A 14137-nucleotide genomic window follows, 5' to 3' on the forward strand; every position below is an offset into this window, starting at 1 on the left:
CAACATTTCCATGCTGATCACCCTGTGTTCTCCTGCTCAAAAAGTGAGCAGAAGCAGTTGAACACCTGGGTCAGTTTTCAGTCGGCAGAACAGCCTCTACTGGGTCAGTTTTCGGTCAGCGGCAACACCGCGTTTTCCGATCCTGATCGAAGAGATAAAAAACTACGTGGAGCAACATGCGGAGGCGCGACCTCCTTCGTCAAACCAGTTGAATCTTCTCGCACGCCAAAAAAGTCGCGCTATGCGTGATCGGATCGAGCAAGTCGCTAAGCAGCGCGACCACCTCGCGAGTTTATTGAGCGAAGCGGATGCGAAAATTATTGAGCTGTATGACCGTATCGCAGAACTTGAGCAGCAGTTGCCTGCGTCCAACATAATCTCGTTAGATCCACGTGGGCCAAAAAGGCTCTAGGAGCAAGCCTACTGCCAGCAGCTTCTCGAGCTGCCTGCCTCAATTCAGACTTTACGGCCTTGCTCGTCAATAACAACTTGGCCGTCCTCTTTGACGAAGCGTCCGCGCTGATCCTGTGAGAGCAGGTCGAGCACGGTTTCTGAAGGGCGACACAAACGTGTGCCCAAAGGCGTCACAACGATGGGGCGATTAATCAAGATGGGGTGGGCCATCATGGCGTCGATGAGCTGTTCATCTGTGAGTGTGGAGTCCGCCAGTCCTAGCTCTTCGTATGGCGTGCCTTTGATGCGAAGCAATGCTCGCACTTCGATACCCATATCCCCGATCAGACTGACAAGCGTGGCGCGGTCGGGCGGTGTTTTCAGATACTCGATAACCGTTGGCTCTTCTCCGCTGTTGCGGATCAGTTCCAGGGTGTTGCGAGAGGTGCCGCACTGCGGGTTGTGGTAAATGGTGATCTGACTCATACGATGAAGCCTCGCAGAAGGAATGCGTTAAATAGAGCGTTGGTTTACCCGCTTAGATAGCTCTTCAGCGGACTCCTTGCGCTCGGAATAACGGTCAACCAGGTAATCTTGACGATCACGTAACAGCAGCGTGAACTTCATCAGCTCTTCCATCACGTCCACGAGACGGTCGTAGTACGAGGACGGTTTCATTCGGCCTGCCTCGTCGAATTCGGTAAATGCCTTGGCAACAGATGACTGGTTCGGGATGGTGAACATCCGCATCCATCTACCCAGCACACGCAGTTGATTGACTACGTTGAACGATTGCGAGCCTCCACAAACCTGCATCACCGCGAGCGTCTTGCCCTGGGTGGGGCGTACGGCGCCTATAGCTAAAGGAACCCAGTCAATCTGCGCTTTGAACACGGCACTCATGGAGCCGTGGCGCTCCGGGGAACACCACACCTGGCCCTCAGACCATTGCATAAGATCCCGCAATTCCGCGACCTTTGGGTGGGTGTCAGGAGCGTCGTCAGGTAGGGGGAGCCCAGAGGGATCGAACACTCTGGTTTCGGCTCCAAACTCTTCCAGTAAGCGAGCTGCCTCCTGAGTTACCAGGCGGCTAAATGAGCGCTCTCGGGTGGATCCATAGAGGAGAAGAATTCGAGGCTTGTGCAGTGACCGTGTGTGCGGCTCCAACTGCCCCAACGATGGAATGTCGACTAGGTCGGCATGAACGTTTGGCAAGGTATCTTGCATATTAACTCCTACTGCGATGCCGCGCGGACACCGCCTTTGTTGAGCGTCAAAGCGTACCGATACGGTTCAATTGCGCTTTAAGTTCTTCAGCACCCATGGTCTTTAGCGGCAGCTCAAGAAAAGCGCTTACACGTTCACGAATTTTGGCGAGCGTGGCTTCAAACGCGGCTGTAATTTCAGCCTCAGATCCTGAGGCTTCCGAAGGGTCGGCCAAGCCCCAATGCGCCTTCAGCGCAGGCCCGAAAAAGATGGGGCATGCTTCTCCCGCAGCTCGATCACAGACGGTAATCACGATATCGGGAGGCGAACCTTCAAAAGCGTCAGACGCTTTGCTGCTCAAGCCGGCCGTAGCGATGCCCGCTGCCTCCAGTGTTTGTAGCGCCCGTGGATTAACACGGCCACTTGGAAAGCTTCCTGAGCTGACTGCCTCAACTCCTTCAGGAGCAAGATGGTTGAACAGCCCCTCGGAAAGGATGCTGCGGCAGCTGTTGTGTGTGCACATGAATAAGACTTTCATCAGGCGATCCTTGATTCAAAAACTGAGGCGTATAGCTAGGGCGCAGAGGGTGACGACGAGAATAGGCAAGGTCAGCACGATCCCGGTTTTGAAGTAGTAACCCCAGCTGATCTTGATGTCCTTCTTGGCTAGCACGTGCAGCCACAACAAGGTGGCTAAGCTGCCAATAGGTGTGATCTTCGGGCCTAGGTCACAGCCGATGATGTTGGCGTACACCATGGCTTGCTGGACGACGCCTTCGACTCCAGAGGCGTGAATAGACAGGGCGCCTACCAGGACGGTCGGCATGTTGTTCATGATCGAGGAAAGGAACGCGGTCAGAATCCCTGTGCCGAGTGAGGCTCCCCAGATGCCGTGGCCCGCGAATACGTTGAGAATTTGCGCAATGTGATCCGTCAGGCCCGCATTTTTTAACCCGTAGATGACCAGGTACATCCCCAAAGAGAAAACCACTACCTGCCACGGCGCGCCTTTGAGCACTTTGCCGGTGTCGATGGCATGACCACGAGCTGCGATCACATACAGGATGACCGCACAGACCGCCGCTACCGCGCTGATCGGAACACCCAGTGGCTCAATTACGAAGAAACCCACCAACAGCACCGCAAGGATCCACCAACCGGCGATGAACGTCGGGCGGTCGCGGATGGCTTCTTCCGGGTGATGCAGTTGTGCAATGTCGTAGGTTCTGGGTAATTCCTTTCGGAAGAACCACATCAGCATGCCCAGCGTCGCCGCCACACTAACCAGATTCACCGGCACCATGACGGATGCGTACTCGCTGAAACCAATGTTGAAGTAGTCGGCAGAAACGATGTTGACCAGGTTCGATACCACCAAGGGCAAGCTCGCGGTATCGGCAATAAATCCTGCTGCCATCACGAACGCCAAGGTTGCGGCGGGGGAGAATCGCAGTGCTAACAGCATCGCAATCACGATGGGCGTGAGAATCAAGGCCGCACCGTCATTCGCGAATAGTGCCGACACAGCGGCGCCGAGCAGGATGATAAAAGCGAACAGCTTGCGCGTGCTGCCTTTCCCCCAGCGCGCAACATGCAGCGCCGCCCATTCAAAGAACCCGGCTTCATCGAGCAGAAGGCTGATTATGATCACGGCGATAAACGTCGCCGTGGCGTTCCATACGATGTGCCAAACCTCGGGTATGTCGCCCAGTGTGACTACGCCAGTCAGCAGGGCGAGGACAGCGCCAAAGGTGGCGCTCCAGCCCACGCCTAGACCTCTAGGCTGCCAAATAACCAGGACGATAGTGGCGATGAAGATCAACACGGCAATAAGCATTTCGGTAATCCAGATAGGAAGTGAATCAGTTGCAGACAGCTCGACTGCTAGGACGACCATCCATGCTGCATAAGCGCTTGGCCTCGGTCTGAAGCCAGTGCTGATTGGCGTCCACAACGTCTTTTAAAACGGCGGTCACCCACGCGGGCAGTTCAGGATGCAGTCGGTAGTAAACCCATTGACCTTGGCGGCGATCCATTAACAAACCGGCCGAGCGAAGTAGCGCTAGGTGGCGTGAAATCTTTGGCTGACTCAGGTCGAGAGCGGCGGTTAACTCGCACACACACAGCTCTCCTTCGCTCACAACGAGGAGGGTGATCTTGGTGCGTGTGTCATCCGCCAGGCACTTGAACAATGCGGTGGGGGTCATGAGTTCTGTCATAGATTCTCCGTGATCCACTAACATATGGATAATCGAATATATGACTTTGCGGATATTCAGTAAAGCAAATATGGTGCTGTGAGCGTCTTCTCGCGCCGGCGAGGTGCTTAGGACAAGGGTTAAGGAGGCGGTGTGACAATCCAGGCAATACCAGTTGCTCAAGGGCGATGGCCGCGTCTTCGAGACGCGTTGAAATCCAGCAATTTACCTTCGGACGATATCGAGCTTCCGGGCCGAACCTTTTTTGAGTTCCAGCAAGACGGTCTGACAGTTGGGTGGGGTGGTTTTGAGAAGCACGGTGCTGACGGATTACTACGATCCCTGGTCGTCGAGACAACCCTCCGGTCGAAGGGGATCGGTGTGGCAGCGCTTCAGCTCATTGAACGGATCGCTTCCGAACATGGAATTGATCGACTGCACCTGCTGACGACTACAGCTCCAGGCTTTTTCCAGCGCTCCGGGTATGAGGTTTATGAGCGCGGCTCCGAGCCTGTGCTGATCTCGAAAACCGAGCAGTTCATGCGGCTTTGTCCGGGTTCTGCTTGTTACATGAGTAAGCTGCTCCATATCGTCTGACATGGCAAAAAGCGCAAAATATGAGCCGTGGTCGCATTGTCTGGCATGGCGATCATTACGCTTGCCCCTCGTGCCTAAGGGGGCACTGTGATTTCTTAACCACTCCAATTTTCCTGAGTATGGACGTGACCACAAATAAGCTGCTATTTGCGGAGGTTGCCATGGACGCGAACCTATCCCTTCGAGCCCAGAGTTATGTAAGCCCCAATCGATGTCCATGGGTTGACATCTTTCCCTTACATCGATGAAGCATTCGCAGATCTGACCGGTATCCCGGGCGATTTGACAGTCTTTGGCAGACAGATCCGGGCCACGGTGAATCGTACTACGGGCATCCCTGTGGGTGTGGGTATTGCCCATACAAAGACATTGGCCAAGCTGGCCAACCACACCGCGAAACGTCTGCAGACGCACACCGGTGGTGTTGTCGACATCTGTGACTCAGCCAAGCGGGACTGGGTGCTGCGCAACACCGATGTCAGTGAGGTATGGGGAATCGGGCGGCGTATGACAATTCACCTGGAAGGGTTGAAAATTAAAACAGCAATGGACCTAGCCCGGGCCGACCCATCGATGCTCAGGCAGAAATTCAGCGTCGTGATCGAGAAAACAGCACGTGAACTCGCAGGTGCTTCATGCCTTGAGCTGGACGAGCCGGATCCCCCCAAACAGGAGATCTGCTGTAGTCGCATGTTCGGTAAGCGCTTAAGCGACGCTCAATCCATCAAAGAGGCTGTGGCCACATACATGATGCGTGCCTCGGAGAAGCTTCGTGCTCAAAAATCGCTCTGCAAAAAAATCCGTGTCAGCATCCGCACTGGGATGTTTAATCCCGACGAAGCGAAGTATGCGAATGGGGCCATCGTTGAATTGCCTTACCCAACGGATGATGTCCGGTTGATGACGAAGATGGCAACTGAGGCGGTTGATCGGATATTTCGTCCGGGTTACCGATACAGCAAAGCTGAGGTACTACTCCTTGGGCTTTGCCAGCATGGCGAGTACACCGATGACTTATTTGCAGAATCTCAGCCCGAAGCCTCACAGCGCGTGATGAGGGTTCTTGATAGCATCAATGGCCGCTGGGGTAGAGGAACTCTGCGTACAGCAAGCGTGCCGGCCAGCCCTGACTGGCATATGAGACGAGATCTCATGAGTCAGAGCTACACGACACGACTGGATCAACTCTGGAAAGTCTCCTGCAGTTAACCGATCAGACTGATAGCCGTTTGTGTTCTTGAGTCGAGCAAAGGGGAGACAGAGCAAGAAGAGCCCTTCACTCATTGATACGGTTCAACTGTTTGTACTCATCCCAGGGAATGCCCAATGTGTCAGCCATTCTGCGATGGTTCTCCAAGCGCCATGCGTGGGCCTGCTCTGGCGACTCGGCCATCAAACGAATCACGAACTCACCGATCTCCAAGCCACGCGCCTTAGCGGCTTCCGCAAAAATGCGATGGCGTTCAGTCTGCCTCCACTCTTCCATCGTAATACCAAGATGTTCAATCATCTTCTGACTAACTGATTCGATCTCGGCCACAGCTTGTGGGTTATTGCCAAAATACTTTTCATACGCAGCTTGGTATCGACTTCTCATATCTATCAGTTTTTCCTGCTCAAAAATGCCAGCGCCAATGCTGGTCGTATAAGCCATTCTATTCGCGTTTAAAGACGTCTAAAACCCTACGGGGTTCAAAAACGGTTTAGTGCTGCATCCCAAAATAGCTTCTGCGAAGGTGCCTCAGGAGGACCTGCTGACAGCGGATTGGTAGCTGATCAAGTATCACCCCGCACAGCAGGAAGGAAGAGAAACTCCTCGTGAGATAGCTGAGGCGAATTCCATAGCCTTGGCGCGCACAAACTATTTAGACGTGGAGAACACTAACCAATGCAGCGTAATAGCCTTAAGCACTACTGGCATGTAGAAGTACTCGGCGGCCTTGATAAACCTTTTTCTTGGATTCGGCTATACCGTAGGATTCGCAGAAGTCGGCAAAGCCATTATTTATTCTGGTTTCGACTGGCCGATCATTTGTCCCGCACTAAAAATCGTACTTTGAAATCGTTGGCAAAAGGGATAAACAACAACCTTATCAGTCAGCATGGAACAGAAATAATGTTAGGTGCTGATATTGATGAGGGCCTGATGGTTGGCCATGGCCTTGGAATTGTGATTTCAAAAAGAGTAAAGATTGGCAAAAATTTTTCAATTCGCCAGAACACCACCATTGGCATTGACCACAAAGGCGATGCACCAATAACTATCGGTGACAATGTAGACGTGGGTGCCAACAGTTGCATCATTGGTACGGGATTAAATATTGGCGACAATGTAACAATAGGCGCGATGAGTTTTATTAACAAAGATATCCCCGCAGATCATACTTACATCACAGAAAAACGCTCCAGACACATCAAAAAATCAATGGCACCTGCCTCAAGCATTCTCGACCAGCCTGACCTGGGAAAATCATGAATGGATCGTCCACTGAGTATCGTACTCGCTGACGCCTTTGATAGCGCAGCACATGATGTTTTCGTTGCTCCGCAGGTCCATGCCGCCTGTGGAGATCTGGCTCCGACTGCATGGGATAACTGGGTGTACTGGTGCCGAGGGTTTGTAGCTGGGCTTGCCGGTGACAACGACTCAAAGCCTCTTTTGATGCGAATATCAACTCTCCTGAGCAATATCCTCGATCCCCCGCCATGACCAAAACCTCCTGAATTAAAACCCCATTTGATTCAAAAACGGTTTACTGCTGCGTCCCCGAATATCTTCTGCGAAGGTGCCTCACATCATGAGTGAGGTCCTCCATGAAGCTGCCATTACACCCATCATTATCACCTGCAAATGCTTGGAAAATCCTCGGTGCCTTGGGCATCGTCGGCATGTTCGGCTTCTTGCAGTTCCAGATTTACAAGGTCAACGGCGGGCTATCTCAAACAGCCGACAAAGAAAGCATTAACAGCTTTGCACAGCGCATCAGTCGGGTTGAGGAACGCCTGGATGAGAAAGCAGACCTAAAGCTGGTAAGCATGGACGATTTTAGGGCAAGCCAGCAGGCAATGTCGAAGCGGCTAGATGATGCTCAAGCACAGATAAAGCAGATCGCGCAAAGCATACCTGTAGCGGTATCGATGTCAGATGTTGTCGCGCTTGACGCAAAGATAGAAAGCCTACAGGTGGCCCTGCAGGAGATCCGCAAAGCACATGTGGCGACCCCATCCTCTCCTGCGCCTGTAAAAATCAAAACACCCGCTGCCCCGCGTAAAGCTGAAGCCATTGCCAAACCCATCGAGAGCACTCCGCCCTTCACTGTGATCGGTGTTGAGTACCGGGGCGGTGAGCGGTTTCTATCTGTGGCTCCTCCTGGAAGCACACAACTCAGCCAGCTCAACCTTGTACGCCCCGGCGACAGCATTGCGGGGAGTAATTGGCGGCTCAATAGCCTCGACGAATCACGAGCGTTGTTCAGCATCAACGGCACACAACGAACCGTCTCACTCAAACCTTAGGGTGCTCCATGCTCAACAAACTTCTACACATTGCCCTGGCGTTGGCGGGCATTTTCATTACCACGGTGCAAGCTGCTGAACCAGGCTCCCTGACATACCGCAACTCTGCGAATGCTGGCCTCAACACTCAGAATGTCCCCAGTGAGGCACGTGCACGAGAATGGAATCTGGATGAGAAAGAATGGGACCGGTATCAAAGCCTGATGCAGGGCTCTCGCGGCATCTATTCACCCGGCCTCGATCCGCTTACAGCGCTCGGCATTGAAGCCCGCACAGACGAAGAGCGCCGGCGCTATGCCGAACTGCAGGTGAAAGCCGAGGCACAAAGAACAGCCAAAGAACTGGCCTATCAACGGGCTTATGACGATGCCTTTAAACGTCTATACCCCAATCTGCTCCCTATTCAACCTGATGGAAGCGTTGATACTGGGTCTTCCGCCGGTGTGAAAGCTGCAGTGCGAGGGAATGGCCGTCTGGCAGTGTTTGTGAAGGATGGCTGTTCAGAGTGCTCGATCCGGATCAAGTCGTTGCTGTCACAGAACCAAGAGTTTGACGTGTACATGATCGGCAGCCAGGGAGATGACGCACGGATCCGCAACTGGGCAATCCAGGCTGGCGTGGACGTGGCGGTTGTTCGCAAGCGTCAGGTCACCCTGAACCACGATGCCGGCCGCTGGCTGAGTCTCGGCCTCGGAGGTGAGTTGCCGGCAGTCGTACGTGAGGTCAACGGTCAATGGCTGCGTCAGTGACGACACGGCTGATGTCGGCTCTTTTCGGGACGTGCCTGCCTTTGCTGAGTCAGGCCGTTGAGATTCCACCTCCCGCATACCAGCTCGCGGCCTATGCAGCAGGCATTCCCTCCGAAGTGCTCTACTCCGTCGCACTGCAGGAGAGCGGGACGTTCCTCCGGGGACAGAAAAAACAGCTTGTGCCGTGGCCCTGGTCATTGAACGTAGCAGGGGCAACTTATCGATTCGCTACACGCGACGATGCGTGCAAAGCACTCGTTCTCGCAATCGCCAAAGTTGGTCGTAAGCAAGTTGATGTGGGCCTTGGCCAAGTCAATATGGGCTGGAACGGTCATCGCTTTTCTTTCCCCTGCGAAGCGCTAAACCCCTACAAAAACCTCCAGGTAACATCACAGATCCTTGTCGAAGAACGCGCTAAATCCAAGGACTGGATAACCGCAGCCGGCCGCTATCACCGTCCTGCTGGTGGCGCTCCGGCCGAGCGCTATCGAAAGCTGTTCGCCAAACACCTCAGCCGTGTAACCGGCATCAACCAACTGGTAGCTGATAATCCATGACCACTGTACTAATTCGAGTCCTGGGCATCTTGCTCAGTTTGATGGTGCTGCCTGCCTACGCGGCGCAAATAATTGTCGTCGATGATAAGGGTGGAGCCTCAGCACTTCCCTATTACCGCTCGCTCAACCCTCAACCGCAAGCTGCTACAGCGCCACTCATAGCGCCAGATCCTCGCGCTGCTGAAGGCTTGCCTATCCGATCCAAAAATCTCACACCCGGGCAGATCCAAGGCCGCGTCATCAACGCACCCGGTTTGCAGCCATTGTTCATTGTTGGAGACGACGAAGCCTCCCGCCTTTGGCTGCTGAAGCACAGCGACCAACTTAGAAATATTCAAGCCGTTGGACTGATCGTGAATGTTGCATCGCACGAGCGCCTGGCGGTGATTCGGAGCTGGGTGGAGGGTGTAGTTATGTCTCCGGCGTCAGGTGACGATTTGGTACAGCGCCTGGGGCTGAATCACTACCCGGCCCTGATCACCGCAACCGCTATCGAACAATAGGGTGGCTTGATGTCGAGCGAATACGCGATTGAATCTCTCCTCCGGCCGGCAGTGGAGCTCTATACCGTACTGGTCTGTGCTGTTGGCGCGTTTCTATGTGTTTTTGCCCCCTGGGCGTTCGCGTTGACCCCTCTGTTTGGGGCTGTGAGTGCTCTGGGTTTTCTGGTACTCGGGTGGATAAGGCTGAAGCAGGCATGGCGGGTACTTCGGTACCGACGAAATATCCGGCGATTGCCTCATTACAAGATGACCAGCAAAGAAGTCCCTGTCAGCAATGAAAGGCTGTTCATCGGTCTTGGATTCCGCTGGCAGCAACGGCACACGCAGCGCCTGATGGACACCTACCTGCCCAAATATGCAGGTTACATCGAGCCCACACCGTTGTTTCGTGCAGCTCGCAAGTTCGAGGAAAGAACAGAGTTTGCAGCTTGGCCGGTCAAGGTACTTGCCCGGGCAACGAGCTGGGATGTGCCGATCAATCCTCTCCGGCCACTCCCGCCAGTCGGCGGGTTACCGCGATTGCACGGCATCGAGCCCTACGAAGAGAACGTCTCTTTGCCGCTTGGAGAGCGGGTGGGACACTCTATTGTGCTGGGCACAACCCGAGTAGGAAAAACGCGCCTGGCTGAATTGTTCATCACGCAAGACATTCGTCGCAAGCGCAATGGCCAACATGAGGTCGTCATTGTATTTGACCCCAAAGGCGATGCCGACTTGCTGAAGCGTATGTATGTGGAAGCGAAACGCGCTGGTCGTCTCGGCGAGTTCTACGTGTTCCATCTCGGATGGCCGGATCACTCGGCACGTTACAACGCTGTGGGACGATTTGGTCGGATCTCGGAAGTGGCAACACGCATCGCTGGCCAGCTCTCCGGTGAAGGCAACAGCGCGGCGTTCCGCGAGTTCGCTTGGCGCTTCGTCAACATCATTGCCCGAGGCCTTGTTGCTCTGGGCCGTCGCCCCGATTACGCGCAGATCCAGACACACGTGATCAACATTGAAGGCCTGTTTCTTGAGTACGCGCAAAAATACTTCGCAGAGCATGATCCTAAGGCCTGGGAAACAATCGTTGCGATTGAAGGCAAGCTGAACGACAAAAACATCCCATTCAACATGAAGGGTCGCCCTCTTCGTGTGATTGCCATCGATCAATACCTGTCGTCCACACGAGTCGCTGACCCGGTCATGGATGGCCTGCGCTCAGCAGTACGCTACGACAAGACCTACTTCGACAAGATCGTCGCCTCCCTGTTGCCGTTGCTGGAAAAGCTCACCACCGGCCGTATGGCCGAGCTGATCTCACCGGACTACCAGGACGTTAACGACCCAAGGCCGATCTTCGACTGGATGCAGGTCGTCCGTAAACGTGCTGTCGTCTATGTCGGGCTGGATGCTCTTTCTGACACCGAAGTGGCTGCTGCCGTCGGTAACTCGATGTTCTCTGATCTGGTGTCGGTTGCTGGCCACATCTACAAGTTTGGTGTTGACGATGGATTGCCCGGTGCCGTGGCCGGCTCAAAAATCGCAATCAACCTGCATGCGGATGAGTTCAACGAACTGATGGGTGAAGAGTTCATCCCGATGATCAACAAAGGTGGCGGTGCCGGCATGCAAGTGACTGCCTACACACAGACCTTGAGCGACATCGAGGCGAAGATCGGTAACAAGGCAAAAGCTGGCCAGGTGATCGGTAACTTCAATAACCTGTTCATGCTGCGTGTACGCGAAACGTCAACAGCCGAGCTGCTGACCAATCAGTTACCTAAAGTTCAGGTCTTCACCTCGACCCCGGCCAGTGCGGCCACAGACTCGGTATCCGGCAATACCGCATTCACATCCAACACACACGACCAGGTAAATGCCGTCAGTGTGCCAATGATTGAGCCAGCCCACGTGGTCGGGCTACCCAAGGGGCAATGCTTCGCCCTGATCGAGGGTGGGAACCTGTGGAAGGTGCGTATGCCACTGCCTGCCAATGACCCTGATGAAGTTCTGCCTGCAGATCTGCAAGAACTCGCTGAGAGCATGAGACAGACCTACCAGGTAGGAAAAGTCGGTGACACTGGATGGTGGGAGGCACCTGGTTATCGCGCCTTGAATGAGTCACTGCCAGCAGATCTGGTAGAGGGTTTCCAACAGATCGCAACGTCATCAGACGTGGCATGAGGAGATGCTGACTCATGGCCGACGTCGCTGATAAAGCCAAACAGCAACAAGAGAAGGAGCAAGGCTGGTTCGGCTCGATGCTGACCCTCCCCTTTCGGTTTATCGCGATCATGTTTCTGTCGCTGGGCGGGGCGATCATCGTTGAATGGATCTGCATGTACTTTTTCTGGCCTGAAGCAGGATGGAAGCATGCACAAGGCATGCTTGATCATGAGCTTGGATGGCTGTCACAGGGCTTCATGCAAAGCGTGATTGTCCAGGAACCTGGAAAAACAGCAACTTGGCTGGTCCAGAGCACATATGACTGGCTGGTAGTAAAAACCGGGATGCTCGACTGGATAGGCGCAATGCAGATCCAGGCCGCACGAGGCCCGCGCAACGGCGTAGATCTGAGCTACCAACTTGCATGGGCATTTACGAAGTTCCAGGACTATGGCCTCGCTGCCCTATACACGCTGTTGGTGTTCTGTGTTCGCCTCGTGATTCTAACGTTGACGATACCTCTATTTGCCATGGCCGCGTTTGTGGGGTTCGTCGACGGACTTGTCAGGCGTGATCTGCGTAAATTCGGCGCGGGCCGTGAGTCGAGCTATCTGTACCACAAGGCACGCTCGACGATGATGCCTTTAGTGATCATGCCCTGGACGCTTTACCTGGCTCTGCCATTCAGCGTCAGCCCTTTACTTGTGCTTCTCCCCTGCGCTGCCCTGCTCGGCATCTCGGTGAGCATTACAGCATCCAGTTTCAAAAAATATCTGTAGGTATCAGCATGCAATGGACTCACGAACAGTCTCCGGCGATTCAATCTGTCGCCAAGAAAATATTGGTCCAGGCCTTTGCCGGCACCGGTAAAACCACAACGTTGGTCGGCTATGCCGAACATCACTCTCGGTTGAAGATCCTTTACCTCTGCTACAACAAGGCCGTAGAAATGATGGCCAAAAACCGGTTTCCACGTAACGTGACGTGCAAGACAGCGCAAGGCCTTGCTTACGCAGTCTACGGATCCCAGTACCAGCACAAGCAGGCTGGCAATCTTCGTCTGACCGATATAGCCAGGACGATTAACACGCAGGATTGGGAGCTCGCACGCGACGTTGTGAATATCTTGAATGCATTTATGGCCAGCAATGACTATGAAATCGGCCAGGGTCATTTGGGACGCTTCCAAAGCAACAGCATGCTGACATCTGCCCAACAGCAATACCTGGTAAAAACTCTACGCCTGGCGGGAGTTGTCTGGTTGCGAATGGTTGACCTCAGTGACCGGCAAGTGCCCATGACCCATGACGGATACTTGAAGCTCTATCAATTGAGCCGGCCAGATCTGAGCCAGCGCTTCGACGCTATATTGCTTGATGAGGGACAAGACGTGAATCCGGTGATAGCTGATCTGGTCCAGATGCAGACAATTACTCAGGTGACCGTTGGCGATCGCCACCAACAGCTTTATAGGTTCCGGGGTGCAGTGGATGCATTGAGCAGTGAATGGATGGATGATGCTCAACGACATTATCTGACCCAGAGCTTTCGTTTCGGCCCAGCTGTAGCCCACGTGGCCAACATCATTTTGTCGTTCAAAGGCGAAAAGATTCCGCTGCTTGGCCTGGGACCACAGACTCAGGTCAAGCGGGCGTTACCTGACAACCTGCCACACCGCACCTACTTGCATCGCACAGTCAGCGGAGTCATCGAGAATGCGCTGCGCCTGGTTGTCGATAAACATCGCATTCACTGGATCGGTGGCATAGACAGCTACTCGCTGCGCGACCTGGAAGATCTCTACTACTTCAGCCGTAGCAGAAAAGAGGAAGTGCAAAATCGAAAACTGCTCAACGATTACCGGGACTACGACCAATATGTTGAGATAGCCAAGGCAACGCAAGACTCCGAGATGCTTCGCTCGATCAAGATCGTCGAGGCATATCCAGATCTGCCGGCACGAATTGATGAGCTCCGTCGCAGCTCCGTCAGTTCTGAACTCGATGCCACTGTAACGCTCACGACGGCACACCGAGCCAAGGGGCTGGAATGGGATTTCGTCTGCTTGTCTGAAGACTTCACTTCAGATCCACTATCACCTGAGATCGATCCTGGGGCACGGGACGATGAGCTCAATCTGCTTTATGTCGCAGTGACGCGAGCCATGAAAATTCTGGCTTTGAACTCGTTGGTCATCGATATCATGATGCGGTTCAAAAACAGCAAAGCGGTGATTAATTATCCGGAAATTCCTGCTTGATGGATCGTTG

General features: G+C 53.9%; 17 protein-coding genes. 11 read left to right on the forward strand and 6 right to left on the reverse strand.

Translation table 11 applies throughout. The annotated features are described in order from the left end of the window. Positions 1–249 (forward strand): hypothetical protein (locus Q6A51_RS13095; RefSeq protein WP_304574963.1); only part of this gene is annotated, 249 nt, incomplete at its 5' end. A gap of 207 nt (positions 250–456) precedes the next feature. On the opposite strand, the gene arsC is transcribed toward Q6A51_RS13095, so the two are convergent. From arsC to Q6A51_RS13120, 5 genes are read right to left on the reverse strand one after another with little or no spacing between them, the layout of a single operon-like run. Then, a complete protein-coding gene (gene arsC / locus Q6A51_RS13100; RefSeq protein WP_304574964.1) occupies positions 457–879 on the reverse strand; it encodes an arsenate reductase (glutaredoxin) in 423 nt (140 codons plus the stop codon). Between the two features lie 27 nt (positions 880–906). Beyond that, positions 907–1620: an arsenical resistance protein ArsH gene (gene arsH, locus Q6A51_RS13105; RefSeq protein ID WP_304574965.1), complete on the reverse strand. Its 714-nt coding sequence runs from the start codon at positions 1618–1620 to the stop codon at positions 907–909. 46 nt (positions 1621–1666) lie between these two features. Then, a complete protein-coding gene (locus Q6A51_RS13110) occupies positions 1667–2137 on the reverse strand; it encodes an arsenate reductase ArsC (RefSeq protein WP_304574966.1) in 471 nt (156 codons plus the stop codon). 15 nt (positions 2138–2152) lie between these two features. Further along, positions 2153–3436 carry an arsenic transporter gene (locus Q6A51_RS13115; protein WP_304574967.1) on the reverse strand — a complete coding sequence of 428 codons (1284 nt, stop codon included), beginning with the start codon at positions 3434–3436 and terminating at the stop codon, positions 2153–2155. Positions 3437–3461: 25 nt separating this feature from the next. Then, on the reverse strand, positions 3462–3818 hold the full coding sequence (locus Q6A51_RS13120; RefSeq protein WP_271196942.1) for a metalloregulator ArsR/SmtB family transcription factor: 357 nt from the start codon (positions 3816–3818) through the stop codon (positions 3462–3464). Between the two features lie 132 nt (positions 3819–3950). Between Q6A51_RS13120 and arsN2 the strand changes: the two genes are divergently transcribed. After that, complete coding sequence (gene arsN2, locus Q6A51_RS13125) at positions 3951–4394, forward strand: arsenic resistance N-acetyltransferase ArsN2 (RefSeq protein WP_304574968.1); 444 nt, start codon at positions 3951–3953, stop codon at positions 4392–4394. 222 nt (positions 4395–4616) lie between these two features. After that, positions 4617–5603: a DUF4113 domain-containing protein gene (locus tag Q6A51_RS13130; RefSeq protein WP_405046144.1), complete on the forward strand. Its 987-nt coding sequence runs from the start codon at positions 4617–4619 to the stop codon at positions 5601–5603. 67 nt (positions 5604–5670) lie between these two features. Here the strand turns inward: Q6A51_RS13130 and Q6A51_RS13135 are convergent, their stop codons facing one another. Beyond that, the gene (locus Q6A51_RS13135; RefSeq protein WP_304574969.1) at positions 5671–6048 is read right to left on the reverse strand and encodes a DUF6388 family protein; all 378 of its coding nucleotides are present in this window, start codon (positions 6046–6048) and stop codon (positions 5671–5673) included. Positions 6049–6282: 234 nt separating this feature from the next. Between Q6A51_RS13135 and Q6A51_RS13140 the strand changes: the two genes are divergently transcribed. The 8 genes from Q6A51_RS13140 to Q6A51_RS13175 all read left to right on the forward strand — a co-directional run bounded on the left by Q6A51_RS13140 (position 6283) and on the right by Q6A51_RS13175 (position 14127). Next, complete coding sequence (locus tag Q6A51_RS13140; protein ID WP_304574970.1) at positions 6283–6870, forward strand: serine acetyltransferase; 588 nt, start codon at positions 6283–6285, stop codon at positions 6868–6870. 338 nt (positions 6871–7208) lie between these two features. After that, positions 7209–7910, forward strand: a complete 702-nt coding sequence (locus tag Q6A51_RS13145) for a hypothetical protein (RefSeq protein ID WP_304574971.1) — start codon at positions 7209–7211, stop codon at positions 7908–7910. Positions 7911–7918: 8 nt separating this feature from the next. After that, positions 7919–8659, forward strand: coding sequence for a TIGR03759 family integrating conjugative element protein (locus Q6A51_RS13150; protein WP_304574972.1), 741 nt, complete (start codon positions 7919–7921; stop codon positions 8657–8659). Beyond that, positions 8644–9216 carry a lysozyme family protein gene (locus tag Q6A51_RS13155; protein WP_198728781.1) on the forward strand — a complete coding sequence of 191 codons (573 nt, stop codon included), beginning with the start codon at positions 8644–8646 and terminating at the stop codon, positions 9214–9216. The genes Q6A51_RS13150 and Q6A51_RS13155 overlap by 16 nt, the downstream gene beginning before the upstream one ends. Next, complete coding sequence (locus tag Q6A51_RS13160; RefSeq protein ID WP_405046145.1) at positions 9213–9719, forward strand: integrating conjugative element protein; 507 nt, start codon at positions 9213–9215, stop codon at positions 9717–9719. Before Q6A51_RS13155 ends, Q6A51_RS13160 begins: the two co-directional genes overlap by 4 nt. 9 nt (positions 9720–9728) lie before the next feature. Continuing rightward, the gene (gene traD / locus Q6A51_RS13165; RefSeq protein WP_304574973.1) at positions 9729–11885 is read left to right on the forward strand and encodes a type IV conjugative transfer system coupling protein TraD; all 2157 of its coding nucleotides are present in this window, start codon (positions 9729–9731) and stop codon (positions 11883–11885) included. A 14-nt stretch (positions 11886–11899) separates the two neighbouring features. Beyond that, the gene (locus tag Q6A51_RS13170; protein ID WP_304574974.1) at positions 11900–12646 is read left to right on the forward strand and encodes a TIGR03747 family integrating conjugative element membrane protein; all 747 of its coding nucleotides are present in this window, start codon (positions 11900–11902) and stop codon (positions 12644–12646) included. Between the two features lie 8 nt (positions 12647–12654). Further along, entirely contained in the window at positions 12655–14127 is a 1473-nt protein-coding gene (locus tag Q6A51_RS13175) for a UvrD-helicase domain-containing protein (protein ID WP_304574975.1), read from the forward strand. Positions 14128–14137 lie beyond the last annotated feature (10 nt).

Source organism: Pseudomonas serbiensis (assembly GCF_030580745.1).
In the GTDB taxonomy this organism is placed as follows: Bacteria; Pseudomonadota; Gammaproteobacteria; order Pseudomonadales; family Pseudomonadaceae; genus Aquipseudomonas; species Aquipseudomonas serbiensis.